At 71.5% G+C, this 24303-nt stretch carries 28 protein-coding genes; 14 read left to right on the plus strand and 14 right to left on the minus strand.

The features are described 5' to 3' along the window. Nucleotides 1–11: 11 nt before the first annotated feature. Nucleotides 12–395 carry a winged helix-turn-helix transcriptional regulator gene (locus ACZ5WK_RS10045; protein ID WP_465546729.1) on the minus strand — a complete coding sequence of 128 codons (384 nt, stop codon included), beginning with the start codon at nucleotides 393–395 and terminating at the stop codon, nucleotides 12–14. Between the two features lie 106 nt (nucleotides 396–501). On the opposite strand from ACZ5WK_RS10045, the gene ACZ5WK_RS10050 reads away from it, so the two are divergent. Next, on the plus strand, nucleotides 502–1392 hold the full coding sequence (locus ACZ5WK_RS10050; RefSeq protein ID WP_465546731.1) for an NAD(P)-dependent oxidoreductase: 891 nt from the start codon (nucleotides 502–504) through the stop codon (nucleotides 1390–1392). Between the two features lie 15 nt (nucleotides 1393–1407). On the opposite strand, the gene ACZ5WK_RS10055 is transcribed toward ACZ5WK_RS10050, so the two are convergent. After that, nucleotides 1408–2463, minus strand: a complete 1056-nt coding sequence (locus ACZ5WK_RS10055) for an aldo/keto reductase (protein ID WP_465546733.1) — start codon at nucleotides 2461–2463, stop codon at nucleotides 1408–1410. A 379-nt stretch (nucleotides 2464–2842) separates the two neighbouring features. Here ACZ5WK_RS10055 and ACZ5WK_RS10060 point away from each other — a divergent pair, with 379 nt between their 5' ends. Together ACZ5WK_RS10060 and ACZ5WK_RS10065 are read left to right on the plus strand one after the other, a co-directional pair. Next, nucleotides 2843–3760 (plus strand): hypothetical protein, encoded by a 918-nt coding sequence (locus tag ACZ5WK_RS10060; RefSeq protein WP_465546735.1) that lies wholly within the window; start codon nucleotides 2843–2845, stop codon nucleotides 3758–3760. 302 nt (nucleotides 3761–4062) lie between these two features. After that, nucleotides 4063–4968 (plus strand): class I SAM-dependent methyltransferase, encoded by a 906-nt coding sequence (locus ACZ5WK_RS10065; RefSeq protein ID WP_465546737.1) that lies wholly within the window; start codon nucleotides 4063–4065, stop codon nucleotides 4966–4968. Nucleotides 4969–5104: 136 nt separating this feature from the next. Here ACZ5WK_RS10065 and ACZ5WK_RS10070 read toward each other — a convergent pair whose 3' ends face one another. The 3 genes from ACZ5WK_RS10070 to ACZ5WK_RS10080 form a co-directional block, all read right to left on the minus strand. Beyond that, nucleotides 5105–5341 (minus strand): DUF6087 family protein, encoded by a 237-nt coding sequence (locus ACZ5WK_RS10070; RefSeq protein ID WP_465546739.1) that lies wholly within the window; start codon nucleotides 5339–5341, stop codon nucleotides 5105–5107. Nucleotides 5342–5436: 95 nt separating this feature from the next. After that, entirely contained in the window at nucleotides 5437–5757 is a 321-nt protein-coding gene (locus ACZ5WK_RS10075) for a DMT family transporter (RefSeq protein ID WP_465546741.1), read from the minus strand. A 44-nt stretch (nucleotides 5758–5801) separates the two neighbouring features. Continuing rightward, the gene (locus tag ACZ5WK_RS10080; protein WP_465546743.1) at nucleotides 5802–6149 is read right to left on the minus strand and encodes a DMT family transporter; all 348 of its coding nucleotides are present in this window, start codon (nucleotides 6147–6149) and stop codon (nucleotides 5802–5804) included. Nucleotides 6150–6273: 124 nt separating this feature from the next. Between ACZ5WK_RS10080 and ACZ5WK_RS10085 the strand changes: the two genes are divergently transcribed. Together ACZ5WK_RS10085 and cutA are read left to right on the plus strand one after the other, a co-directional pair. Continuing rightward, nucleotides 6274–6756: a MarR family winged helix-turn-helix transcriptional regulator gene (locus ACZ5WK_RS10085; RefSeq protein WP_465546745.1), complete on the plus strand. Its 483-nt coding sequence runs from the start codon at nucleotides 6274–6276 to the stop codon at nucleotides 6754–6756. Nucleotides 6757–6843: 87 nt separating this feature from the next. Continuing rightward, complete coding sequence (gene cutA, locus ACZ5WK_RS10090; RefSeq protein WP_465546747.1) at nucleotides 6844–7173, plus strand: divalent-cation tolerance protein CutA; 330 nt, start codon at nucleotides 6844–6846, stop codon at nucleotides 7171–7173. 133 nt (nucleotides 7174–7306) lie between these two features. Here cutA and metG read toward each other — a convergent pair whose 3' ends face one another. Both metG and ACZ5WK_RS10100 read right to left on the minus strand, forming a co-directional pair. Then, nucleotides 7307–9034, minus strand: a complete 1728-nt coding sequence (metG, locus tag ACZ5WK_RS10095) for a methionine--tRNA ligase (RefSeq protein WP_465546749.1) — start codon at nucleotides 9032–9034, stop codon at nucleotides 7307–7309. Between the two features lie 410 nt (nucleotides 9035–9444). Next, entirely contained in the window at nucleotides 9445–9663 is a 219-nt protein-coding gene (locus ACZ5WK_RS10100) for an ARMT1-like domain-containing protein (protein WP_465546751.1), read from the minus strand. Nucleotides 9664–9717: 54 nt separating this feature from the next. Between ACZ5WK_RS10100 and ACZ5WK_RS10105 the strand changes: the two genes are divergently transcribed. From ACZ5WK_RS10105 to ACZ5WK_RS10120, 4 genes are read left to right on the plus strand one after another with little or no spacing between them, the layout of a single operon-like run. Further along, entirely contained in the window at nucleotides 9718–10032 is a 315-nt protein-coding gene (locus tag ACZ5WK_RS10105) for a type VII secretion target (protein ID WP_465546753.1), read from the plus strand. Beyond that, the gene (locus ACZ5WK_RS10110) at nucleotides 10032–11615 is read left to right on the plus strand and encodes a hypothetical protein (RefSeq protein ID WP_465546755.1); all 1584 of its coding nucleotides are present in this window, start codon (nucleotides 10032–10034) and stop codon (nucleotides 11613–11615) included. Before ACZ5WK_RS10105 ends, ACZ5WK_RS10110 begins: the two co-directional genes overlap by 1 nt. Next, a complete protein-coding gene (locus ACZ5WK_RS10115; RefSeq protein WP_465546757.1) occupies nucleotides 11612–12001 on the plus strand; it encodes a hypothetical protein in 390 nt (129 codons plus the stop codon). Before ACZ5WK_RS10110 ends, ACZ5WK_RS10115 begins: the two co-directional genes overlap by 4 nt. Before the next feature lie 20 nt (nucleotides 12002–12021). Further along, a complete protein-coding gene (locus tag ACZ5WK_RS10120) occupies nucleotides 12022–12525 on the plus strand; it encodes a hypothetical protein (protein WP_465546759.1) in 504 nt (167 codons plus the stop codon). Nucleotides 12526–12655: 130 nt separating this feature from the next. Here ACZ5WK_RS10120 and ACZ5WK_RS10125 read toward each other — a convergent pair whose 3' ends face one another. The 3 genes from ACZ5WK_RS10125 to ACZ5WK_RS10135 form a co-directional block, all read right to left on the minus strand. Further along, nucleotides 12656–12844, minus strand: coding sequence for a DUF397 domain-containing protein (locus tag ACZ5WK_RS10125; protein WP_465546761.1), 189 nt, complete (start codon nucleotides 12842–12844; stop codon nucleotides 12656–12658). 77 nt (nucleotides 12845–12921) lie between these two features. Next, on the minus strand, nucleotides 12922–13110 hold the full coding sequence (locus ACZ5WK_RS10130; RefSeq protein ID WP_465546763.1) for a DUF397 domain-containing protein: 189 nt from the start codon (nucleotides 13108–13110) through the stop codon (nucleotides 12922–12924). Between the two features lie 6 nt (nucleotides 13111–13116). After that, complete coding sequence (locus ACZ5WK_RS10135) at nucleotides 13117–13971, minus strand: helix-turn-helix domain-containing protein (RefSeq protein WP_465546765.1); 855 nt, start codon at nucleotides 13969–13971, stop codon at nucleotides 13117–13119. 326 nt (nucleotides 13972–14297) lie between these two features. Here ACZ5WK_RS10135 and ACZ5WK_RS10140 point away from each other — a divergent pair, with 326 nt between their 5' ends. Beyond that, complete coding sequence (locus ACZ5WK_RS10140) at nucleotides 14298–14699, plus strand: ATP-binding protein (protein WP_465546767.1); 402 nt, start codon at nucleotides 14298–14300, stop codon at nucleotides 14697–14699. 157 nt (nucleotides 14700–14856) lie between these two features. On the opposite strand, the gene ACZ5WK_RS10145 is transcribed toward ACZ5WK_RS10140, so the two are convergent. Continuing rightward, nucleotides 14857–15459, minus strand: coding sequence for a GNAT family N-acetyltransferase (locus ACZ5WK_RS10145; RefSeq protein WP_465546769.1), 603 nt, complete (start codon nucleotides 15457–15459; stop codon nucleotides 14857–14859). A 121-nt stretch (nucleotides 15460–15580) separates the two neighbouring features. Next, the gene (locus tag ACZ5WK_RS10150) at nucleotides 15581–16864 is read right to left on the minus strand and encodes an adenylosuccinate synthase (protein ID WP_396324685.1); all 1284 of its coding nucleotides are present in this window, start codon (nucleotides 16862–16864) and stop codon (nucleotides 15581–15583) included. A 126-nt stretch (nucleotides 16865–16990) separates the two neighbouring features. Between ACZ5WK_RS10150 and ACZ5WK_RS10155 the strand changes: the two genes are divergently transcribed. The 3 genes from ACZ5WK_RS10155 to purM all read left to right on the plus strand — a co-directional run bounded on the left by ACZ5WK_RS10155 (nucleotide 16991) and on the right by purM (nucleotide 20929). Continuing rightward, nucleotides 16991–17887, plus strand: coding sequence for a diacylglycerol kinase family protein (locus tag ACZ5WK_RS10155; RefSeq protein WP_396324683.1), 897 nt, complete (start codon nucleotides 16991–16993; stop codon nucleotides 17885–17887). 262 nt (nucleotides 17888–18149) lie between these two features. Next, nucleotides 18150–19733 (plus strand): amidophosphoribosyltransferase, encoded by a 1584-nt coding sequence (gene purF, locus ACZ5WK_RS10160; protein ID WP_396324682.1) that lies wholly within the window; start codon nucleotides 18150–18152, stop codon nucleotides 19731–19733. A 110-nt stretch (nucleotides 19734–19843) separates the two neighbouring features. Beyond that, nucleotides 19844–20929, plus strand: a complete 1086-nt coding sequence (gene purM, locus ACZ5WK_RS10165; protein WP_396324681.1) for a phosphoribosylformylglycinamidine cyclo-ligase — start codon at nucleotides 19844–19846, stop codon at nucleotides 20927–20929. 151 nt (nucleotides 20930–21080) lie between these two features. Here the strand turns inward: purM and ACZ5WK_RS10170 are convergent, their stop codons facing one another. Together ACZ5WK_RS10170 and ACZ5WK_RS10175 are read right to left on the minus strand one after the other, a co-directional pair. Beyond that, on the minus strand, nucleotides 21081–21338 hold the full coding sequence (locus ACZ5WK_RS10170; protein ID WP_465546773.1) for a DUF3073 domain-containing protein: 258 nt from the start codon (nucleotides 21336–21338) through the stop codon (nucleotides 21081–21083). Between the two features lie 410 nt (nucleotides 21339–21748). Beyond that, nucleotides 21749–22909: a Glu/Leu/Phe/Val dehydrogenase dimerization domain-containing protein gene (locus tag ACZ5WK_RS10175; protein ID WP_465546775.1), complete on the minus strand. Its 1161-nt coding sequence runs from the start codon at nucleotides 22907–22909 to the stop codon at nucleotides 21749–21751. A 187-nt stretch (nucleotides 22910–23096) separates the two neighbouring features. Between ACZ5WK_RS10175 and ACZ5WK_RS10180 the strand changes: the two genes are divergently transcribed. Then, nucleotides 23097–24017: a DUF8083 family protein gene (locus ACZ5WK_RS10180; RefSeq protein WP_465546777.1), complete on the plus strand. Its 921-nt coding sequence runs from the start codon at nucleotides 23097–23099 to the stop codon at nucleotides 24015–24017. Nucleotides 24018–24303: the final 286 nt, after the last annotated feature.

Below are 24303 nucleotides of genomic sequence, written 5' to 3' on the forward strand. Positions count from 1 at the left end.
CGCCCTCCCGCTCAGGCGGGGCTGCTCGGTCGGGCGGGGCCGTCTGACCGGGCGGGGTGCGCCACTCCGCCGAGGACGTGCTCGCGGCCCCAGGCGCCCAGCGGTGCCAGCGCCGCGTTCAGCCGCGCGCCGACCGGCGTCAGCGCGTACTCCACCCGCGGCGGCACCTCGTCGTACGCCTCGCGGTGCACGATGCCGTCCGCCTCCAGCTCGCGGAGGTGGGCGGCGAGCACCTTCTCGGTGATGCCCGGCACCAGGCGGCGCAGCTCGCCGAACCGGCAGCCCGGGCGCTCGTCCAGCGCCCAGAGGATCAGCACCTTCCACTTGCCGCCGATCACGTCCATCGCGGCGTCGATCCCGCAGACGTACGCGCCCGGCCTCGGCACCGTCGCCATGCCCCACCCCTCACCCCGGCCCGACCTGCTCGCTCACCTCAGGGTAACCACCCACTTCGAAGTGCGTACTTGATCATGCCCGGGGCCTGCGACGAGCCTGATCGGCATGACACAGAACACCGTCGACCCCGCGTCGAAGACCCCCGTCACCCTGCTCGGACTCGGCGCGATGGGCACCGCGCTCGCCCGTGCCTGGCTCGCCGCCGGGCACCCGCTGACCGTCTGGAACCGCACCCCCGCCCGGGCCGAACCGCTCGCCGCCCGGGGCGCCGTCGTCGCGGCCACCGCCGCCGAGGCGGTCGCCGCCAACCGGCTGCTGGTCGTCTGCCTGCTGGACGACGCCTCCGTCGACGAGGCACTGGACGGCGTCGACCTGGCCGGCAAGGACCTGGTCAACCTGATCACCAGCACGCCCGGTCAGGCCCGCGCCCGGGCCGAGTGGGCCCGCGAGCGCGGCGCCCGCTACCTGGACGGCGGGATCATGGCCGTACCGCCGATGATCGGCACCCCGGCGGCCGGCCCGTACGTCTTCTACAGCGGCTCGCGCGAGCTGTTCGAGGAGCACCGGGACACCCTCGCCGTCCCGGCCGGAACCACCTACGTCGGAGCGGACGCCGGCTTCGCCGCACTGCACGACGTGGCGCTGCTGAGCGCGATGTACGGCATGTTCGCCGGGGTCGCGCACGCCTTCGCGCTGGTCCGCAAGGAGTCCGTCGCCCCGGCAGACCTGGCCCCGCTGCTCACCTCCTGGATCGGCGCGATGGCCGGATCGGCGGCCAGGACCGCCGAGCAGCTGGAGAGCGGCGACTACACCCAGGGCGTCGTCTCCAACCTCGCCATGCAGGTCGCCGGGACGTCCACCCTGCTGCGCACCGCCGAGGAGCAGGGCGTGAGCGCCGAACTGCTCACGCCCTACCTGGCCCTGATGGAGCGGCGGCTCGCGGAGGGCGGCGGCGCGGAGGACCTCACCGGGGTGATCGACCTGCTGCGGCGGTAGGCCGGTGCCCGCCCGCTACCCCGCCGGGCGGTCGGTGAGGGGGCGGCGGCGCAGCGCCGGGTCGGTGAGGGCGGGGGGCTGCCAGACGCCGTCGGGGTGGTAGAGGTTGGTGCCGGGCGGGATGATCGCGTCGACGCGGTCGAGGGCGGCGTCGTCCAGGACGAGGTCGGCACCCTTGAGGGCCGCCGCCAGCTGCTCCCCGGTGCGCGGGCCGATGATCACCGAGGTGACGGCCGGGTGCGCCAGCGGGAAGGCGAGGGCCAGCTCGGGCAGGGTGCGGCCGAGGTCGTCGGCGAGCGCGGTCAGCTGCTCGACGGCGTCGAGCTTGGCCGCGGTGACCGGCAGCGCCGGGTCGAAGCGGGCCGGGGTGAGGGCGGCCCGGCCGGTGGTGAGGTCGATCGGGCGGTCCTTGCGGTAGCGGCCGGTGAGGAAGCCGGAGGCGAGCGGGCTCCAGGTCAGCGCGCCCATGCCGAGCCGCTGGACCGTCGGGAGTACGTCCCGCTCGATGCCGCGGGCGAGCAGCGAGTACGGCGGCTGCTCGGTGCGGAAGCGCGGCAGGCCGCGGCGGTCGGCGACGTGGTACGCCTCGACGATCTGTTCGGCGGGGAAGGTCGAGCAGCCGAAGGTGCGGATCTTGCCGGCCCGGACGAGGTCGCCGAGCGCGGAGAGGGTCTCCTCGATGTCGGTGGTGTGGTCGGGCCGGTGGACCTGGTAGAGGTCGATCCAGTCGGTCCGCAGCCGCCGCAGGCTCTCCTCCACCTCGCGGACGATCCAGCGGCGGGAGTTGCCGCGCCGGTTGCGGCCCTCGCCCATCGGGAAGTGCACCTTGGTGGCGAGGACGACGTCGTCGCGGTTGCCGCGGCTCTGCAGGGCCTTTCCGACGATCTCCTCCGACTCGCCCGCCGAGTACATGTCGGCGGTGTCGACGAAGTTGACGCCCTGGTCGAGGGCGGTGTGGATGATCCGGGCGCAGTCGTCGTGGTCGGGGTTGCCGACCGCGCCGAACATCATGGTGCCGAGGCAGTAGGCGCTCACCTCGATGCCGGTGCCGCCGAGGACGCGGTAGCGCATGGTTCTGGTCCCCCTGGTGGTGAGTGGGTGGCCGTCCCTGTTCGGGAGCCGTGTTTCCGCTCCCGACGGTAGGGCCTGGAGTGCGCTCCAGCGCAAGGGGCGGCGGGGGCCGGCGCTCCGCCGGAATCCGGCCGGGCTTCTCGGACCGCGGCCGGGATTTCCGGGACTCCGGCCGGGGTTCCCGGGACTCCGGCCCTCCCTCCGGAGGGGGAGGGGGTCCCCTGGGAGGGGGAGGCCGGGGCGGGGCGGCCGGTGGGAGCTTGGGGGCATGACAGCTGCGAGCGGTTGGGCGACGGTGCGGGGGGCGGGCGAGCGGGGCGTGCCCGGGCGGGGTGCGGCTGGGCCGGGTGCGTCCGGGTGGGGCAGGGACGGCCGGGGGGTGGCCGTCTGGGGCGTCGCGTACACGGGCTTCGGGGTCGGCTGCGCGGCGACCGGGACGGCCCTGTTCGGGGTGACCTGGCTGGGGTGGGCGGTCGCGGCGGTGGGTGTTGCCGCCGCCCTGGCCGGGGCCGCGACGGCGTGGTGCGGACTGCGCCCGGCGCTGCGGGCGGTGCTCGGGACGCTCTGCGTCCTGTCCGGCGTGGCGGCGTTCAGTCTGCTGATGGACGTCATCACGCTGGTCTTCAACCAGAACGTGGACAGTTGGCCGGCTGCGGCCCAGCGTGCGCTGTCGGCGCTCGGCGCCGTCCTGCTGGCGGCCACCGCGCGCACCGGCCGTTCGCCCGCGCGGGCGGGCGGAGCGGACGCACTCCCGGCGCCGTCGGCAGCCTCGGGGCAGGTCCAACTGGCGGCCCTGGCCGGGACGGTGGCCTTCGTGCCGTACGTCGTGATGAAGGTGATCTGGGCCCTCGGCGGCACCTTCGCCGGCCTGAGCGGGGCCGCGATGCGGGCCGATGCCGAACGCAACGGCGCCTCCGGGCTCTGGCTCACCCTGGCGTCCTGGGGCGTGGACGCGACGGCGCTGCTGGCGGTGCTCGGCGTGTTCCTGCTCTGGGGTCTGGTCCGCCCGTGGGGCCAGGTGTTCCCGCGCTGGACGCTGCTGCTGCGCGGCCGCCGCGTGCCCCGCTGGCTGCCGCTCACCCCCGCGCTGCTCGGCGCCGCCACCCTCGCTCCGTACGGGATCTTCGGCATCGGGTACGCGGCGCTCGCCACCATGGGCGTGGTGGGCGTGTCGCGCGGGGAGTTCCCCACCGAGGCGGACGTGCTGCTGGTCTGCTGGATCGGTCTCGGCGCCTTCGCCGTCTACGGCGTGGCCCTCGCGGCCGCCGCGCGCTCGTACTGGCGCCGCACCGGGTGACGGGCGGGGTGGCGCACCGGGTGGCCGACGGGCGCCGCACCTGCTGCCGGGCGGGGTGGCGTGCCGGGTGACCGGCGGGGGTGACCGGCGTGCGGCGCACCGGGCGGACGGGGTGAGCGGCGGCGCCGTTTGCGGAACCGGCAACAAAGCTTGCCGGAGACGCGGGGCCCGTCGCAGCCTGGCGGTGGAGGTGATCGCCGTGGGCGACAGGCAGAATGACACGCCGCCGCGCACTGGACCCGCCGCCGCCCCCGAATCCGCCGCCGATCCCGAACCGGCCACCGATCCGAACGGAGCAGGTCATGCACCAACCGCACCAGCACGCCCCCGCCCCCACCCCGGCAGACCACGACCACCACGGTCACCACGCGCCCGCGACCGACACGGACTGGTCGGCGCTGGCCGCCTTCCTGGAGCGCGAGGGCGAACTCAACACCCCGGCGTTCGCCCAGGCCGCCCAGTGGCTGCGCGAGTTGGTGGACGGCGCCCTCGTCGGGCGGGTGCTGGATGTCGGCAGTGGCCCGGGCGTCGTCGCGGGCCTGCTCGCCGACGTGTTCCCGGTCGCCGAGGTGGTCGCCGTGGATCAGTCGGCCGCCCTGCTGGCCCGGGCCGAGGCCCGCTCGTCCGGCCGTGTCGCCACCCAACAGGCAGATCTTCCCGCCGAGTTCGGCCTGCTCGGCGCGGCCGACCTGATCTGGTCGTCCCAGGCGGTCCACCATCTCGGCGACCAGCAGGCGGCGTTGACCGCCCTGGCCGGCTCGCTGCGTCCGGGTGGCCTGCTCGCCGTCGCCGAACGCGGGCTGCCGCTGCGGTTCCTGCCGCGGGACTTCGGCCTCGGCCGCCCCGGGCTCCAGGCCCGGCTGGACGCCGCCCACGAGGACGGCTTCGCTGCGATGCGTGCCCAACTCCCGGGCGTCATCGAGGAGGTGGAGGACTGGCCGGCCATGCTGTCCCGGGCCGGTCTCACCCCCGCCGGCTCGCGCACCTTCCTCGTCGAGTGGCCGGCTCCGCTCGCCGCCCCGGCCCGCGAGCACCTGTACGGCCATCTCGACCGCCGCCGTGCCCAGTTGGAGGAGAGCCTGGACGCCGTGGACCTCGCCACGCTGGACGCCCTGCTCGACCGCGACGCCCCCACCGGCATCCTCGCCCGCCCCGACGCCTTCTACCTCGCCGCCATCACCGTCCACACCGCCCGGGCGGAGGGCTGAGAAAGCCCCGCTGCGGCGGTGATCCGCCGGCCGGGGCGGGAGCGGGCGCCGCCGGTCAGCCGGCCTGGTCCGGCTTCCGGTGCCGCCCGGTGCCCTTGCGCAGCAGCGGCGCCGGGGTCTCGGCCTGCGGGAACGCCTAGGCCGGCCCGGTGCGGACGATCTGCGGGTACGCCTGCGCGTAGTTGCCGGCCACGCCGATCGGCTGCCAGGCGAAGCCGTCCCACTCGATGACCGGCCGTGGCACGTCGCGGAGTACGTGGGCGCCGCGGCGCGGTCCCGCGGCCGGCGTGATCGCGTCCCGCGTGCCGGGGGCGCGGCGCCGGTTGGCCCGTCGCGCGTACCACTCGGCCAGGGGCTCGTCCTCGGCGCTCACCGCCACCTCCCTCACGTCGGCCGGAGCCGGTCCTGCCGGTCCGGCCGACGGAGGAGGGCGGGTCGAGTCCACGATCGGGTGAAGGTGACTGATCGTCAGAGGCCGGACGCCAGCTTCAGGGTGACGGCACCGGCGATGATCGAGGCGAAGGAGAGCAGCTTGGGCAGGGTGATCCGCTCCTTGTAGATCAGGGCGCCGAAGACGACGGTGCCGATCGAGCCGAGCCCGGTCCAGATGGTGTAGCCGACGCTGACGTCCAGCGTCCTGAGTGCGAGGCTGAGGGTGAAGATGCCCCCCGCGGCCGCGGCCAGGGTCAGTACGGACGGCCAGAGCTTGGTGAAGCCGTGGGTGGCGTTGGTGCCGAGGGCGAAGACGATCTCGAAGGCGACGGCGATCGCGAGGAAGATCCAGGCCATGACGGTGTGCTCCTTGGTCGGTCGGGGTCGGTGGCTGCGCGGGATCAGGCGGTGGCGGGCTGCTCGGAGCCGCTGAGCCTGTCGGCGAGCTTGAGGCCGAGCACGCCGCCGATGATCAGGACGAAGGCCGCCGCCTTCCCGAGGTTCATCGACTCGTGGAAGATCACCGAGCCGAGGACGACGGTGCCGATCGAGCCGATCCCGGTCCACACCGTGTAGCCGACACCGACGTCGAGGGTCTTCAGGGCGAGGCTGAGGAAGAAGATCCCGCCCGCGGCAGCCGCGGCGGTCAGCAGGGACGGGCCCAGCACGGTGAAGCCGTGGGTGGCGTTGGTCGCGAGGGCGAAGACGACCTCGAAGACCGAGGCGATGAGCAGGTAGATCCAGGCCATGGGAACCCCCCGGGTTCGTCGTGACGTTACTTGTTGCATGTATGTGCAAATTGATGTCGACTGGGCAAGAGCATGCATGTACAAGTAATCTGTGTCAACCGCCCCGCCTGTGCCAGGAGCAGCCATGGACTCGGAACCCAGCCCCACCAGCGGCGACTCGGACGCCGGGACGCCGGAGGACCAGGCGTCGGACTCCCGGATGTGGAGCCGGCTCACCGCCCTGCACGCGCACGTCGAGAGCCGCCTCACCACCGCCCTCCAGCGCCGGCACGGCCTCGGCCTCTCCGAGTACCGCGCCCTCGGCTTCCTCGCCGAGGCCCCCAAGGGCGAGCTGCGCATGCAGGACCTCGCCGGCAGCCTCGGCCTCAACCAGAGCTCGGTCACCCGCCTGGTCGCCCGGCTGCACGCCGCGGACTTCACCTACCGGGACCTCTGTCCGGACGACAAGCGCGGCGTCTACACCGTGATCACCGCCACCGGGCGCGCCCGCCACCAGGAGGCCCGGGCCACCTACGAGGAGACCCTCACCACCACCCTGGACGAGGAGACCGCCGCCACCCCCGACCTCGCCCCGCTCCTCACCACGGCCCGCCGCTCCCTCGGCTGAGCGCCTCCCTGCCGCGCGCACAGGAAGTCGACCTGGCCGACTTCCTGTGCGGCCCGGTGCCGGGCAGCCGGGCGGTACGGTCGCCGCATGGCAGTTTCGACCCCCGATGTCGTCGTGGTGACCACGACCCACGACGCCGAGTCCAAGGCCCGCGCCCTGGCCGCCGCCGTGGTGCGCGAACGCCTGGCCGCGTGCGCGCAGGTCTACCCGGTCCAGTCGGTCTACTGGTGGGACGGCGAGGTGCAGGAGAGCCCCGAGTGGCGCGTCGACCTCAAGACCCGCGCCGACCTCGCCGACCGCCTCACCGCCTTCATCACCGGGCACCACGACTACGACACCCCCGAGGTCGTCGCCGTCCCGGTGATCGCCGGCAGCAGCGACTACCTCGCCTGGGTGGCCGCCGAAACGGCCCCCTGACCCGTGCGAGTGGCCCCCGTCGCGCCGTCGCAACGGGGGCCACTTGGCCTACTGCTGTCCCTGCTCGGCTGCTCGCCTGCCCGCCCACTCGCCTGTGCGACGACCCGGGCTGCTCGCCTGCTCGCCCGCTCGCCTACTCGCCGCCGAACCGGGCGGACCAGGCCGCCAGGTCCTCGTCGGTGATCTTCGCGAACAGCACGGGCGGCACGGTGAACGCCGTACCCGCCGGCACGAAGTCCAGCGCGCGCGCCTCCTCCGCGCTCACCCACGCCTGCGTACACGCCGGCGCCTCGGCGGGCAGCACGAACGCCTCGCGCATCGCCCGGGCCGCCGCCGGGATGAACGGCTCGGACACCACCGCGTAGAGGTGGATCAGGTTCATCGCCGTCCGCAGGGTCAGCGCGGCCGCCTCCGGGTCCGTCTTCACCTGGAGCCACGGAGCCTTCTCGTCCAGGTACGCGTTGCCCGCGCTCCACAGCGTGCGCAGGCTCTGCGCCGCCTTGCGGAAGTTCAGCGCGTCCAGCTGGGTCTCGTACTCGGCCAGCAGCTCGGCGATCTGCGCGCCCAGCCGCTCCTCCGCCTCGCCCGCCGCGTGCCCGGCCGGGACGTCGTCGCCGAACCGCTTGCGGCTGAAGGAGAGCACCCGGTTGACGAAGTTGCCGAGGGTGTCGGCGAGGTCCTTGTTGACCACCGAGGCGAAGAGGTCCCAGGTGAAGCTGGAGTCGTCCGACTCGGGGGCGTGCGCCATCAGGAAGTAGCGCCAGTAGTCGGCCGGCAGCAGCTCCAGCGCGACATCGGTGAAGATGCCCCGCTTCTGGCTGGTCGAGAACTTGCCGCCGTAGTACGTCAGCCAGTTGAAGGCCTTGACGTAGTCGACCTTCTTCCACGGCTGCCGCGAGCCGAGGATGGTCGCGGGGAACATCACCGTGTGGAACGGGACGTTGTCCTTGGCCATGAACTCGGTGTACCGGACGGTCTCGTCGGCCTCGTACCACCAGGACTTCCAGTCCCGGAGCTCGCCGTCCGCCGCCGCGTCCGCCCACTCCTTGGTGGCGCCGATGTACTCGATCGGGGCGTCGAACCAGACGTAGAAGACCTTGCCCTCCGCCGCCAGCTCCGGCCACACGTCGGCCGGCACCGGCACGCCCCACTCCAGGTCACGCGTGATCGCGCGGTCCTGCAGGCCCTCGGTCAGCCACTTGCGGGCGATCGAGGAGGCCAGCACCGGCCACTGGTCGCCGTGCGCGGCCACCCACTCCTCGACCTGGTCGGTCAGCTTCGACTGGAGCAGGAACAGGTGCTTGGTCTCGCGCACCTCCAGGTCGGAGCTGCCGCTGATCGCCGAACGCGGCTCCAGCAGGTCCGTCGGGTCCAGCACCCGGGTGCAGTTCTCGCACTGGTCGCCGCGCGCCTTGTCGTAGCCGCAGTGCGGGCAGGTGCCGACGATGTACCGGTCCGGCAGGAACCGCCCGTCCGTCACCGAGTACACCTGGCGGATCGCCCGCTCCTCGATGAACCCGTTCGCGTGCAGCTCGCGCGCGATCTCCTGGGTGATCTCCCGGTTCTGCGGCGACGAGCTGCGCCCGAAGTGGTCGAACGAGAGGCGGAACCCGTCGTAGACCGCCTTCTGCTGGTCGTGCGCCTGTGCGCAGAAGTCGGCGACCGGCAGCCCCGCCTCCTGTGCGGCCAGCTCGGCCGGCGTCCCGTGCTCGTCCGTCGCGCAGATGTAGAGCACCTCGTGCCCGCGCTGCCGCAGATACCGCGAGTAGACGTCCGCCGGGAGCATCGACCCGACCATGTTGCCCAGGTGCTTGATCCCGTTGATGTACGGAAGGGCGCTGGTGATCAGGTGCCGAGCCATCCTCGGATGCTCCAATTTCTCCCGCACGCACCCCTACCCGGAGTGCCGTGACAGGCGCAGGGTCTGGGGGCCGCAACGGAAGCCCGACGCGTTCGCCGGCTCCCGGGCTGCCACACAGAGCGAAGTTCCACTGTGGGCGCCCCAATCCTAGCGAGTCCACCCTTTCGCCCGCCGCTCATTTCACCAGGTGAACGGCCCCCGTCCGACCGCCGGTGATCACCGAGTGTTCCCGAGGCCGCCCGTGCGACCCCGCTCGGCCTGCCCGGCACGTCGTCGCGGACGAGGATGCCTGATCCCCCTCGGGGCTCACCCGCAGACGTGCACCTGGACGACGGCGTGCCGGCCGCTGGTGCGCCAGGGCGTCCCCGTGTCGTCGAGCCGGGCCACGGTGTCGGCGTCGACGCCGACGATCACGTCCGACCCGAGCGTCCGCAGGGCGGCGACGGGGAGGGGAGGTGGCCGGCCGCCTCGGCGAACGGAGCGGTGGGCGGCCAGAGTCGGTCGCCGACCAGACGGCGGTAGTCGAGGGCGCCTTTCAGGATCGTCATCGTCGCACCACCGAGCTCCGCCCGGAGGCCGGCGGCCAGGTCGCGGTACGGCAGCGGCGCGCCGACCGCGACTATGCTCATCCGGGCTCGTCCGAGCACGGATGAGCGGTGGGCTCCATGGGGGGAGACGAACGGATGGCAGAGCAACCGGGCTGGTACACGGTCCAACCGGACGTGCTGGACGGAGTGGCGGGGGCGCTCGGCAGCGTGGCGACGGACCTCTCGTCGGCTAACCAGTCCTACACCTCGCAAGTGAGCTACGTGTCCACGGCCTTCGGGGAGTTCGGGGTGGACCAGGCGTGGGCCACGTTCGACAGTAACTGGTCACAGGAACTGCACGTCACTCAGAAAGCCGTGGACGAGCTGGTGCAGAAGGTGTCCGCCACCAGCGCCAACTACCGTGCCGCAGACGCCAGGGTCGCCGCATCGATGACCCCCGGGCGAGTCTGATGAGCAAGCTCACAGACCTCCAGCAGGCCCAACAGGCCATCAACGCGGTCTCTCCGTCCGCCGGCCCCGCCGAGTTGATCCGCGCCATCGACAAGGCACTGGACGTGCCCGGGCCGGTCGGCGACCCCGGCACGATCCGAGAGCGGGCCAAGGCGTACAGGGACACCGCCAAGGCCTACGCGAAGGGGTCCACCGATCTCGGCAGGGTCGCCACCGCCTCGTTGCCGAGCGCCTGGACCGGCTCGGTCGCCGAGCACGCCACCCAGGCCGTACAAGCGCTGGCGAACGAGCTGACCGTCTCACAACAGACCTTGGAAGCGGCCGCCGCCTGGCTGGACTTCTGGGCGACCGACCTGGGTTCCGCCCGGACCAACGACACCATCGGTGTGGACATGCTGAAGGAGGCGCTGAAGTCGGTCACCTTCAGCCCCTTCGCCGTTAGCGGCCTCGCGGACGCCCGATACGGTGTCGACTGCCGGGTCAAGGCCGCCCAGAGCGCGGAGACCAGCGGTACCCGCACCGCGAGCATGCTCAATCAGTTCGCCGCTCGGGCCCGCGCGGAGCGCGCGGGGCAAGGGGGGATCGATCCACTCGCCGCTCTTGTCCTGGCCAACGAGAAGGGACCCGGCGGCACGGCCGACGGCGACTACATCCTCACGGACAACCAACTCACGCGTGCGAACCAGTTCCTGAGCGGTCTGAACGACTCCGACCAGGCCGCGTTCCGGGGCCTGCTGTCCGGCGCCAAGTCGCCCGAGGAGGCCGCCTACCTCTGGAAGGCGCTGGCCGCGGGCCACTCGGTGGCCGAGGTCCAGCAGTTCTCCGCCCTGATCCACCCCCACGGCGACGACCCCGCCTGGCTCGCCCAGCACCTGGTTCCGGCCCTCAGCACCGACAGCGCCCGCGAGGAGTCCACTACCCAGACCCAAAGCCTCGTCTACCAGGGCACGTCGATCCCCGGCCCGGGCAGCAGGCTCGGCGGCAACGGCGAGATCTACGGCCAGGGCAGCGTCGGCGACTGCGTCGCCGCCTCCACGGTGGTCGCCAGCCTCAAGCTGGACCCGGTGACGATGCTCCGGATCACGACCGGCAACACGCCCGACACCCCGGGAGCCGACTCGACGGAGAACGTCCAAGACCGGCTCCAGCAGCTCTACATCCAGCAGTACCAGCAGGGCCAACAGGCCAACGGCGACAAGCAGATCTACCCGCAATCGGGCGCGGGGGTCGGCCCGAAGGGCAACACCTTCCTCGCCAACCAGAACCTCGGCAAGGCCACCGGCGAGACGTACGAATACGTCAGCCTGAACACCGACGACGACCGGCGTGCGGCGGTCGCCCGGATCGAGAAGGCCCTGGACGAGGGCAACCCGGTGCCGTTCTGCGCCCACGGCAAGGGCGGCGCGAACGCCCACCAGATGGTGATCATGGCTCGGGACGGCAACAGGCTCCAGGTCTACAACCCGTGGGGACAGTCGGAGTGGATCACGGAGGACCAGTTCATCCACAGCCACCTGAACGACGGCCACCTCACCGATGACACGGACATCAACACCCCCTACGGTGCGGAGCTGCCGAAATGACCACCGCCCGTCCGGACGCCGAGCTGATGACCGGCTACGACGTCGAGGCCGCCATCACGCGCGGGCTGCTGCTCAACGGCACCCCCCGCCGTGTGCTCTTCACCGAGGCCGTGATCGCCGCCTCCTACCAGGCCGAGGCCCTGTTCATCGGCCCCTACCCGCTGGGCTACCTGGCCCAGTACGTCCGCGCCGGCGGCTTCACCGCCGCGCTCGACCTGCCCGAACCTGTGATCGGCCGCGAGCCGGGCGAGTTGGTCCGAGGCTGGCTGCGCGCGGCCGCCGCCACTGGAGCCGGTGTCCAGCGCGAAGCCCTGTTCGCCAGCTGGCTGGCCTCCGTCGCGCTGCTCATCACCTTGCGTCGCCAGTTCCGGGAGGCCGCGAGCTGATGCGCCGTACCTTCGCAACCATGACGGCACTCCTGGCTGCCCTTCCCCTGCTCGCCGCCTGCACCAGCGGACCCTCGTCGTCCGCCGACAAGCCGACGGAGACGAGCGCCGCGCCCACGGATCCGGCGACCAGCCGGCCCCAGACGGAGATTGCCCTCCCCGCCGACGACGAGGCCGGGAACGCGGCCACCTCCTACCCACCCAGCACGGTGACCCTGACGGTCGGACAACGATTCGGTGTCAAGGGAAGCGTGAGCGCCCGGCAATGGACCTGGTCCCTGTCCGAGGCGGGAAACGACACCGTGCTGCGGCGCGGCCCGGATGTCACCGTCGCCCGCTGCGCCGACCCCGTGCCCGGCTGCGCCTGGACGGTCGACCAGACCTTCGTCGCCCTCGCCCCCGGCATCACCACGCTGACCTGGGAGTTCCACGACCGGGTCACCTGCGAGCGCGCGGTGCCGGCCTCGCGCCCGGCCTCGGACTGCGGCCGCGTCTCCAAGAGCATCCAGGTGACCGTTCGCTGACCCGGCGCGGCACCGAACGAAGCGGGGCCGAGGCAGGGAATCCAGTGATCGAACGGATAGTCCACGTTCGTGCGGGAGTTCGCATGTCCGGTGGCCCCTTGCGCGGAGCAAGGGGCCACCGGGTGGGGTCTCAGGCGACGAAGTGGTCGAACTCGCCGGCCTTCACTCCGAGGAGGAAGGCCTCCCACTTGCGGGGGGTGGTGCGGACGATGATGTCGCCGGTGTCGGGGTCGCGGATCTCGACCATGCCGTCGGCGGTGCGGACTTCGAGGGACTCCTCGGGTCCGCCGCCGGGCGAGGACTTCTGCCAGTCGTTCATGCTTACGAGCCCTTCGGGTCGGTGTACTTGGCTCGGCGGGCCCTCGCAGGTTGCGAGGGCCCGCCGGAACGATGCCGCTAGGCGCCGAAGTGGTCGAACTCGCCGCGCTTGACGCCTTCGAGCCAGAGGGCGAACTTGATCGGGGTAGTGGCGATGATGGCGTCGGGGGCGTCGGACTCGCGGATCTCGATCAGGCCGCCGGCTGTGCGGACTTCGATGCACTGGTTGCTGTTCCCGCTCATCGATGACTTCTGCCAGTTACTCATGCCTCGCTAGCCTTTCAGATCCTTCATGATGAGACGGATGAAGTCACGGGATTCTTCTGGGCTGAGCGCAGTGGTCTCGGACTCCGCAACGATGGCGCGGTACGAGTCAAGCTCGGCCTCTGCGTGGATGAATTGCGGACTCTGCGAAAGGTCGATCTGCACGGTGTCAAGCTCGGGGACATGACCCTGAGCGAAGAACAGATCCTCGCCGGAGCCGGGGTAGGTGTCGATACTGAAGGGGATCGCTCGGACAGTGATCCAGGGCCGGCCGGCATCGTCGAGCAGGCTTCTGAGCTGGTCCCGGAGAACTGCAGGCCCTCCGAACTGCATCCGTAGGGCGGCCTCGTGGATGAAGGCGACGAAGGGCTTGTGGCCGTCGCTGAGGATCTGCTGACGTTGGATGCGAAAGGCCGTCCGCACGTCGGCGTCGTGACGGGGAAGGGGCGGGCGGAGCCTGGCGAAGACGGCGGAGGCGTATTGGCTGGTTTGAAGCAGACCGGGAATCGACACGGTGTTCAGCACGAGCACGGATTCCGCGTGATGTTCCAACTCGGCGATGTCGAGCATGCCGCTCGGGATTCGGCCTCGGAAGCTGTGCCACCAATGCTTGCCGCGATCGTGCGTCATGAGGGTGAGTGCCTCGACGAGCGCCGTATTGGTGCACTTGCAGCTCGCTGCCCATGACTTGAGGCGGTCGGTGCTGATGCCGGACTTCCCGTTCTCCATCTGGGAAATCTTGGGCACGTCAGTCCCCAGCGCTGCTGCGATCGCCTTGGGGGTCATGCCCGCATGCTCACGCATCTTGCGTAGCTCGATGCCGAGTCGCTGCTGGCGCACGGTTGGCGACAGGCGGGGTGGCATGCATCTCTCCTCGGTCGGTGCTTCCGGTGCAGTCTGCCGCCCCGCTGGCAATGGGTCTACCCGCGGGGATGCTCGGCCGAGGAGGGTAGCTCGATGGGGTGAATCGACACCAGTTCAGTAGCAAGTCTTGCCCTATTGGCCCTAGCGTCGGCGGCGAAGGATCTGACGGATCCCCATAAAGCCCGAAGTGCACCCCGGATGGGTAGGTGCAGGCTGCCGACGCCTGCGCTCGTCTCATCGTCGGCGGGGGCAGGCCACGGGTGGATGGCCCTTCATCAACACCCTCACCTCAACTGGACTGGAGACAGTCGATGTTGCTTCCCCTCATGCGCCCGCTCGAATCCGACCCCGTCCGCGAGTTCCGGCCCGACCTCTTCCCGCCGGCCGTCCCGGAGATGGTCGGGGCGCTCCGCCGGCTCCTCCGGGACACCCTCCGCACCATCGGCCTGGACCCCGACGCCCCCTGCCTCATCCTCTCCGAGCTGGTCACCAACGCCCTGGTGCACGGCGACGGCCCCCCGACCGTCATTCTCGAACTCCGTTGCGGGAGGCTCTACATCACCGTTTCCGACGCCTCCGTCGATCCGATCATCCGGCGTACGTCGGATGGCGCCCGAACGAGCGGGCGGGGGCTTGACCTCGTGGACGCGCTTGCCGATGAGTGGGGTGTGGAACTCATCGGGTCGTACGGCAAGGCAGTCTGGGCAGTTGCGGCGGTCGGTGGCTGATGGATGTCGTGGCGTTGGCGGGTCTCTTCGTCTCCGTGGTCTATGTCGGAGTCCTCGCACAGATCACCGCGAGCCATCAGCCGCGCGAAAGGCGCACTGTCACAAGGGACTTGGCCTCGGACGGCTCGTCCGTCAGTGCTGAGCAGCAGGTGTGCGGCTATCCGGCGGTCAGCCGCTCGGTCAGGCGCTCGCGTGCGGCCGGCCACTCGTCGGCGAGCATCGAGAAGTAGGCGGTGTCCCGCCACACCCCGTTGGCCCGCAGCTTCTCCCGCCGGTGGGTGCCCTCGTACTGCGCGCCCAGCCGCTGGATGGCGTTGCGCGAGCGGTCGTTGAGCGCGTCCGTCTTCCACATCACCCGGCCCATGCCCAGCTCCTCGAAGGCGTGGACGAGCAGCAGCAGCTTGGACTCGGTGTTGATCGCCGTCCGCCACACCGACTGCGCGTACCAGGTGCCGCCGATCTCGACCAGCTCGTCGACGGCGTTGAAGTCGTAGTAGCCGGTGATGCCGACGGCGCGACCGCTCGAGAGGTCGATCACCGCGAACTTCACGGCGTTCCCCGCCGCCACCTCGTCGAGCCGGACGTCGAGGATCGCGCCGAGCTCCTCCTCGGTGGCCGGCGGGAGGAACGGGATCCAGCGCCAGACGTCCGGGTCCGGCCCCACGGTGGCCCAGAGGTCGGGGAGGTGGTCCCGGCTCAGCGGCTCCAGGCGGACGTGGCGGCCGGTCAGGGTCACAGGTGCAGGCAGCTTCGCAGTCATGATCCCGAAAGTAGCGCCACTCTGCACTAGATGCAATGGTTTATTGCACTAGTGCAGAACTTTCCGAGCGTGAAGAAGGCCCTGCGGGACGCCGAGTCCCGCAGGGCCTTTCTCAGGCAGCTCAGATGAACGAGTTGATCTCGATCGTCTCGGTCCGGCCCGGGCCGACGCCGATCGCCGAGATCGGCGCGCCGGACATCTCCTCCAGGGCCTTCACGTACGCCTGCGCGTTCTTCGGCAGGTCGGCGAAGGTCTTCGCCTTGCTGATGTCCTCGGTCCAGCCCGGCAGCGTCTCGTAGATCGGCTTGGCGTGGTGGAAGTCGGACTGGTTGTACGGGAGCTCCTCGACGCGCTTGCCGTCGATCTCGTACGCGACGCAGACCGGGATCTGCTCCCAGCCGGTCAGCACGTCCAGCTTGGTGAGGAAGAAGTCGGTGAGGCCGTTGACCCGGGTCGCGTAGCGCGCGATCACCGCGTCGAACCAGCCGCAGCGGCGGTCGCGGCCGGTGGTGACACCGCGCTCGCCGCCGATCCGGCGCAGGGCCTCGCCGTCGGCGTCCAGCAGCTCGGTCGGGAACGGGCCCGAGCCGACGCGGGTGGTGTACGCCTTCAGGATGCCGATGACCCGGTCGATCTTGGTCGGGCCGATGCCGGCGCCGGTGCAGGCGCCGCCCGCGGTCGGGTTCGACGAGGTCACGAAGGGGTACGTGCCGTGGTCGACGTCGAGCAGGGTGCCCTGGCCGCCCTCCAGCAGGACGACCTTGCCGGCCTTCAGCGCCTCGTCCAGGACGAGCGTGGTGTCGGCCAGGAACGGCTTGATCTTGTCCGCGTAGCCGAGGTACTCCTCCAGCACCAGCTCGGCCGGGATGGCGCGGCGGTTGTAGAGCTTGACCAGCAGCTGGTTCTTGTCGTGCAGCGCGGCTTCGATCTTCTGCTGCAGGATCGACTCGTCGAAGAGGTCCTGCACGCGGATGCCGACGCGGTTGATCTTGTCCGCGTAGGTCGGGCCGATGCCGCGGCCGGTGGTGCCGATCCGGCGCTTGCCGAGGAAGCGCTCGGTGACCTTGTCCAGGGTGCGGTGGTACGGCGTGATCAGGTGGGCGTTGCCCGAGATCAGCAGCTTGGAGGTGTCGATGCCGCGCTCGTTCAGGCCGCCCAGCTCGGAGAGCAGCACGCCCGGGTCGATGACGACGCCGTTGCCGATCACCGGCGTCACATTCGGGCTGAGGATGCCGGAAGGGAGCAGATGCAGGGCATACTTCTGGTCGCCGATGACCACCGTGTGACCGGCGTTGTTGCCGCCCTGGTAGCGGACGACGTAGTCGACGGAGCCACCGAGGAGGTCGGTCGCCTTCCCCTTGCCCTCGTCCCCCCACTGAGCGCCAACGAGCACGAGTGCCGGCACAGGCGTACACCCCTTCCGGTTGGGGCATCCTGCGTAGGCCGCAGTCTGCCCCGAGATAGACGAAGCCCCTGGCGCAATAGCGCAAGGGGCTCTTGCACCGAGAGATTACCTGAGGAAGGACCGGTCGTGTCGTCCCTGTCCACGCCTGCAACCGGCGGCCCCGAGCCGCTCCTGCTGCTCCTCGACCCGGCGGCCCGGCAGACCGACGGCGAGTCGGTGCGGATCGCGAAGGACGTCCTCTGCGGAGGTGCGGACGTCAAGGTGGCGTATCCGGAGAGCCCGTCCGAGCTCGACCGGGTGCTTTCGCACCGGGGTCGGCGGCGACCGGTGGTGATCGGTTCCGATCTTGCACTGCAACGGGTGCTCCAGGCCCTGTACCGCCAGCGTGAGCTGGGAGCGGACCCGGTGGGCATGGTTCCGGTGGGCCGGGCGAACGAGCTGGTGGCGGCCCGTGCGCTGGGCGTTCCGGGGGAGCCGGTGCCGGCGGCGCGGGCGGTGCTCTCGGGCGTGCCGCGCAAGCTCGACCTGCTGGTGGACGACGGCGGCGGGGTGGCGCTCGGCGGGGTGCGGATCTCCGGGAGCGGCGCCCGCCGGGTGGTGGGCCGAACGGGTGGCTGGCGTTCGCTATGGGCGAAACTGGCTGCGGCCGAGCAGGGGACCTCGCTCACCTCCGAAGCCGGAGCGACCGGAGCGACCGGAGTGGCCGGAGGTGCCGGGGGCACCGGCAGGGCCGAGCACAGCTCCCGGCTCCGCATCGAGGCCGACGGAAAGCTCCTCGCCGACGTCCACCGCCCGGTCCGGGTGGTCCAGGTGACCCTGCCGGCCGGAGACGCGGTCGGCGCCGGCGTGATGGAGATCGTCGTCCGCGCGCCGGGCGCACTGGTGCGCGCCCGGGCGGCGAGCGTCTCGGTGGTCGGGCGCGGGTTCGGCTACGAGGCCGACGGCCACCCGGTGGGCCCGGTCCGCGCCCGCACCTGGACGGTCCACCCGGGCGCCTGGGGGCTGCTGCTGCCCGCGGTCTGAGCCTGGACGGAGGCCGGGTGAGCAGGCTCACGTTCCCGGCTGTTCACCTGCGCGCCGTCCGCACACGGAACGCGCCGGAGACGCACCGGCAGCGCACCAACGGGCGCGAACCGCAAGGCCAAGCGCCCCTCGGCCGAATTCCGCCCTCCCGAAATCCGCACCGGGTAAGGGGTTTTGTCTACGCGCGTTGCCAAAGGATCGCCCAACAATCCCGGCCGCCCGGGTTCCGGAAGCCCGTGCCAACTGCCCTAGACTCGAAGGCGTGCCACGTGGTGACGGAAGACTCAACCACGATCTTCTTCCCGGTGAGAAAGGCCCCCAGGACGCTTGCGGCGTCTTCGGTGTCTGGGCTCCCGGCGAGGAGGTCGCCAAGCTCACGTTCTTCGGCCTTTACGCCCTGCAGCACCGCGGTCAGGAATCCGCGGGCATCGCAGTGAGCAACGGCTCCCAGATTCTCGTCTTCAAGGACATGGGACTTGTCTCCCAGGTCTTCGACGAGGCCTCCCTGGGGTCGTTGCACGGGCATATCGCCGTCGGACACGCCCGCTACTCGACCACCGGTTCCTCGGTCTGGGAGAACGCCCAGCCGACCTTCCGGGCGACCGTTCACGGTTCGCTGGCCCTCGGGCACAACGGAAACCTGGTGAACACCGCCGAACTGGCGGCCATGGTCGCCGAACTCCCCGGCGAGGAGCACGTCTCCCGCTCGGGCCGGACGGCCGCGACCAACGACACCGACCTGGTGACCGCCCTGCTCGCAGGCCACCCGGACCTCTCCATCGAGGAGACGGCCAAGCTGGTCCTGCCCAAGGTCAAGGGCGCGTTCTCACTCGTCTTCATGGACGAGCACACGCTCTACGCCGCCCGTGACCCGCAGGGCATCCGCCCGCTGGTGCTCGGCCGGCTGGAGCGCGGCTGGGTCGTCGCCTCCGAGACGGCGGCGCTCGACATCTGCGGCGCCTCCTTCATCCGAGAGGTCGAGCCCGGCGAGCTCATCGCCATCGACGAGAACGGCATGCGGACCTCCCGCTTCGCCGAGGCCAAGCCCAAGGGCTGCGTCTTCGAGTACGTCTACCTGGCCCGCCCCGACACCTCCATCGCCGGCCGCAACGTGCACCTCTCCCGCGTGGAGATGGGCCGCAGGCTGGCCGCCGAGGCGCCCGTCGAGGCCGACCTGGTGATAGCCACTCCGGAGTCCGGCACGCCGGCCGCCATCGGCTACGCCGAGGCCAGCGGGATCCCGTACGGCTCCGGCCTGGTGAAGAACGCCTACGTGGGCCGCACCTTCATCCAGCCCAGCCAGACCATTCGCCAGCTGGGCATCCGGCTCAAGCTCAACCCGCTGCGCGAGGTCATCCAGGGCAAGCGCCTGGTGGTCGTGGACGACTCGATCGTCCGCGGCAACACCCAGCGCGCGCTGGTGAAGATGCTGCGCGAGGCCGGCGCGGCCGAGGTTCACATCCGGATCTCCTCGCCGCCGGTGAAGTGGCCCTGCTTCTTCGGCATCGACTTCGCCACCCGCGCGGAGCTGATCGCCAACGGCATGACCATCGAGGAGATCGGCCGCACCCTCGGTGCGGACTCCCTCTCCTACATCTCGATCGACGGCATGATCGAGGCCACCAAGCAGCCGAAGGACCGGCTCTGCCGGGCCTGCTTCGACGGGGAGTACCCGATGGAGCTGCCCGACCCGGCGCTGCTCGGCAAGCTCCTCCTGGAGGCCGAGATCAAGGGCAGCCAGCAGCCCCCGGCGGTCCGCGGCAAGCCGACCAGCGGCAGCGACCTGGACGGCGTCCAGTCCCTGCTCGGCGGAGCGGGCGCGGCCGACGCCCTGCGCCGCCCGTAACGACCCGACGGTGGGGTCCCGGAACCCGGGGCCCCACCGCTGTTCCATCCCCCTGACCCACGAGGGCACCAAGACCCGCGGGGGCACAGACCCGAAAGGGCCGCACCGCAGTGACCACGAACCAGAACGGCGCCACCTACGCCGCCGCCGGCGTCGACATCGAGGCGGGCGACCGCGCCGTCGAGCTCATGAAGCAGTGGGTGAAGAAGGCGAGCCGCCCCGAGGTGGTCGGCGGCCTCGGCGGCTTCGCCGGGCTCTTCGACGCGTCCGCCTTCAAGCGCTACGAGCGGCCGCTGCTGGCCTCGGCCACCGACGGTGTGGGCACCAAGGTCGCCATCGCCGCCGCCATGGACAAGCACGACACCATCGGCCACGACCTGGTCGGCATGGTCGTGGACGACCTGGTCGTGTGCGGCGCCGAGCCGCTGTTCATGACCGACTACATCTGCGTCGGCAAGGTCGTGCCGGAGCGGGTCGCCGCGATCGTCAAGGGCATCGCCGAGGGCTGCGCGCTGGCCGGCTGCGCCCTCGTCGGCGGCGAGACCGCCGAGCACCCGGGCCTGCTCGGCCCGGACGAGTACGACGTCGCGGGCGCCGGTACCGGTGTGGTCGAGGCCGACGCGCTGCTGGGCGCGGAGCGCGTCCGGGCCGGCGACGTGGTGATCGCGATGGCCGCCTCCGGCCTGCACTCCAACGGCTACTCGCTGGTCCGCCACGTGCTGCTGAACGAGGCCGGCTGGAAGCTGGACCGCAAGGTCGAGGAGTTCGGCCGCACCCTCGGCGAGGAGCTGCTGGAGCCGACCCGGATCTACTCGCTGGACTGCCTGGCCCTCACCCGGGCCACCGAGGTCCACGCCTTCTCGCACGTCACCGGCGGCGGCCTGGCGGCCAACCTGGCCCGGGTCATCCCGGACGGCCTGCACGCCCGCCTGGACCGCGGCACCTGGACCCCGCTGCCGGTCTTCCAGACCGTCGCCGAGGTCGGCAAGGTGGCCACCCTGGAGATCGAGAAGACGCTCAACATGGGCGTCGGCATGGTCGCGGTCGTCCCGCCGCACTCGGTGGACGTCGTGCTGTCGATCCTGGAGGACCGCGGCGTCGAGGCCTGGCTGCTCGGCGACATCGTCGACCGTGCCGACGAGCACGACGGCGGTGCGGCGCTCTACAACGCGTACGAGGGCTTCACGGCGGGCTGAGCGGACCGCTGAGAGCACGGCAAGAGGGCCCCTCCGTCGGAGGGGCCCTCTTGCGCTGCCGGTACGTCGCCCTCGGGCGGACCACCCGCCGGGAACGCCGAAAACCGGCCCCGGCGCCCATGGCGCCCGGGCCGGTCAGGCCAGACTGGGACTACGCGCGGCGGCGGGCCTGGGAGGGCCCGGTGCCCGAATCGGTGTCGTCGTCCTCGTCGTCGTCGGCGTAGCGAGCCGCGTACTCCGCGTAGGGGTCGTCGTCCTCTTCTTCCTCGATCGGCTCAGGCTCGATCGAGGCGGTGGAGGGCGATACGCCCAGCTCGCTGGACAGACGGTTGGCGTCGAACCCGCCGCTGTTGTACTTCAGCTCGCGGGCGACCTTCGTCTGCTTGGCCTTGGCCCGGCCGCGCCCCATGGGTCGACCCCCTCAACGATGGGGCTCACGGCCCCGAGTCTGACACGTGTTCATGATCAAGAGCGGTCTGCCCGAATGGGGAGAACCGTCCCTTGGAGCATTAACGGTACCTGTTTCTGCCGCTGGACGGTACGTCGTCGGTGTGACGTGGCGCGCACCGGCTGCACCCGCGACCGGGTCGTCCCAGGTCAGGGGAGGTTTTGCGGCGTTTTGCACGCTGTCCGTAGGTGTCTCAGGTCCGTCGTTCCGGGATCGATTATCCCCCCTAGGGGGGCTTTGGATCACCCGATCGGGCGCAGAAGTGAGAATCCGGTTCCACATTGTGATGCGCGGGGGACGACGCCCCTCCTGCCCGACGGCGGGCCGGAAGGGGGACCGCCCCCCGCGCATCACCGGACGGCTCTGCCGGATCAGGCGCGGCGGGCGCCGGGCAGCAGCACCGAGCGGAGCGCACTGATCTCGCGCATCCGCTTCTCGGCCAGGCGGTCGGCGGCGACGGCCGGCGGGACGCCGTCGGCGGCGGCCCGGGTGAAGATCTCCAGGGTGGTGTCGAAGATCCTGGTCGCCTTGTTCTTGGCCCGCTCGAAGTTGAAGCCCTCGATCTCGTCGGCGACCTGGATCACGCCGCCCGAGTTCACCAGGTAGTCCGGGGCGTAGAGGATGCCGCGGTCGGCGAGGTCCTTCTCGACGCCCGGGTGGGCCAGCTGGTTGTTGGCCGCACCGCAGACCACGGAGGTGCCGAGCTCGCCGAGCGCGGCCACCGAGCTGTCGGTGAGGGCGCCGCCGAGGGCGCAGGGGGCGTAGACGTCCAGCTTGGCCTGGAGCAGGGCGGCGGTGTCGGCGACCACCTCCACCTCCGGGTGAGCGGCGCGCACGCGGTTGACGGCGGCCTCGGAGACGTCGGTGACGACGACGGTGGCGCCGTCCGCGACCAGGTGGCCGACCAGGTAGTGGCCGACCTTGCCGACGCCCGCGACGCCGACCCGCTTGCCGCGCAGGGTCGGCTGGCCCCAGCGGGCCTGGGCGGAGGCGCGCATGCCCTGGAACACGCCGAAGGCGGTCAGGATCGACGAGTCGCCGGCGCCGCCGTTCTCGGGCGAGCGGCCGGTGACGAACTCGGTCTCGCGGGCGATGACGTCCATGTCCTGCACGTAGGTGCCGACGTCGCAGGCCGTGATGTAGCGGCCGCGCAGGGACTCGACGAAGCGGCCGTAGGCGCGGAGCATCGCCTCGTTCTTGTCCTTGTTCGGGTCGCCGATGATGACGGCCTTGCCGCCGCCGAGGTCGAGCCCGGCGAGCGCGTTCTTGTAGGACATGCCGCGGGAGAGGTTCAGCGCGTCCTCCAGCGCCGCCTCCTCGGAGGCGTACGGGAAGAAGCGGGTGCCGCCGAGGGCCGGGCCCAGTGCGGTGGAGTGGATGGCGATGATCGCCTTGAGTCCGGAGCTGCGGTCGTGGCAGAGGACGACCTGCTCGTGGCCGTCGCCGGGGGCGCCGTCCTGCTCGGTACGGAAGATCCTGCTGAGCACACCGGGTGCGGGGTGCGTGGCGGATGCGGTCTGTACGTCGGTCACTGTGGTGACTCCAGTATCCGAGGCCCGCTGCTGTGGTGCGGGCGCCTAAGGCGAAGCGTAGTCGCGAGGGGGCCGGGGATCTGCCCCTTCTGTCCGAGCCCGGGGCGGTTGTCCGTGTGGTGAGACGGCGGTGCGCGGCGTGCGTCCGCGAACAGCTCCCGGCCGGAGGCCTCCCGGGGGAGGGCCCGTGCGTGCGACGATGCAGAACGTGACCGTCGTACGCACCTCCGTACTTCCGCCCTACGCCGCCCACCTGCGGGTCTACGAGCCGCTGGCCGCCTACCCGGAGCCGGACCGGGCACGCTGGCAGGCCTACGCGGCGGAGCACGGCCCGGACGCGGCGGAGGCCGGGCAGCCGGTGGCCGCGGCGGTGCTGGAGGAGCAGCGGGCCGCGCTGGCGGAGCTGGTCGGCCGGACGCCGCGGCCGCTGCCGGAGCGGGAGAGCGACCGGGCCTTCGTACGCTCGCTGGACGGGGTGCTGTACGTCTGCCCGTGGGCGACGCGGCTGCGCAGCTGGCAGGCGCTGGAGGAGCTGCGGACGGGGGCGCCGGTGGCGCTGGTCGACACCGCGCTGCCGCCGGCGACCCGGGCGGCCGCGGAGGCGGACCGGGAGCGCTGGCGGGCCGAGCACCCGGACGCCCGGCCGTGGATCCTGACCAACCGCTGGGAGGTGCCGGTGCGGTGGTTCCTGCCGTTCGGGGAGGAGGACCGCTGCTTCGTGCCGGCGGGCGCGGCGGAGGAGGGGAGCGGGGAGGAGGGGGAGAAGGCGGCGCTGTTCTACCTGACGCCGATGGCGCAGGCGCGCCGGCGGGTGGCCCGGGCGTACCGGGCGCTGCGCGAGGCGGTGCCGGACGGGGAGCTGGTGCGCGGGGCGGAGCAGGTCGGGCGGTGGCTGGAGGAGTTCCACCCGCGCTCGCTGGTGGAGCTGGACTACGGGGGTCTGGTGCATCTGCTGGGGCCGGAGCGGTTGCTGGCGGACCGTTCGGCGGGGGAGCTGGAGGACGGGCTGCGGGCGCTGCGGGCGGGGGACGCGGCGGAGGCGCTGCGGGCGTACGAGGAGCTGACGGGGCGCTGGCGGCGGGTGCTGGCGCTGCGGTACGCGAACTGACCGAGCCCGGGGGCCGGAGCCCGGGCCGGTGCCGGTGCCGGTGCCGGTGGTGCCTGCTGTGCTGCGGGTTGCGGTGCCGGTTGCGGGGCTTGCTGCGGTGCCGGTTGCGGTGCCTGCTGAGGGGGCGTCATCGCTGGCCGGGCCGGGTGTCGGTGGTACTTGTAAGACTGGAAGGGTCCTACGGCCCACCCCGCATGACCAAGGTCCTGGTTCGGGTCAATACCTGTCGAACGTGACACTACTCACCGTTGACGCGAACTAACCCCTATGTGCAAAAATGGGACAA

This window comes from Kitasatospora sp. NPDC032757 (assembly GCF_055579305.1).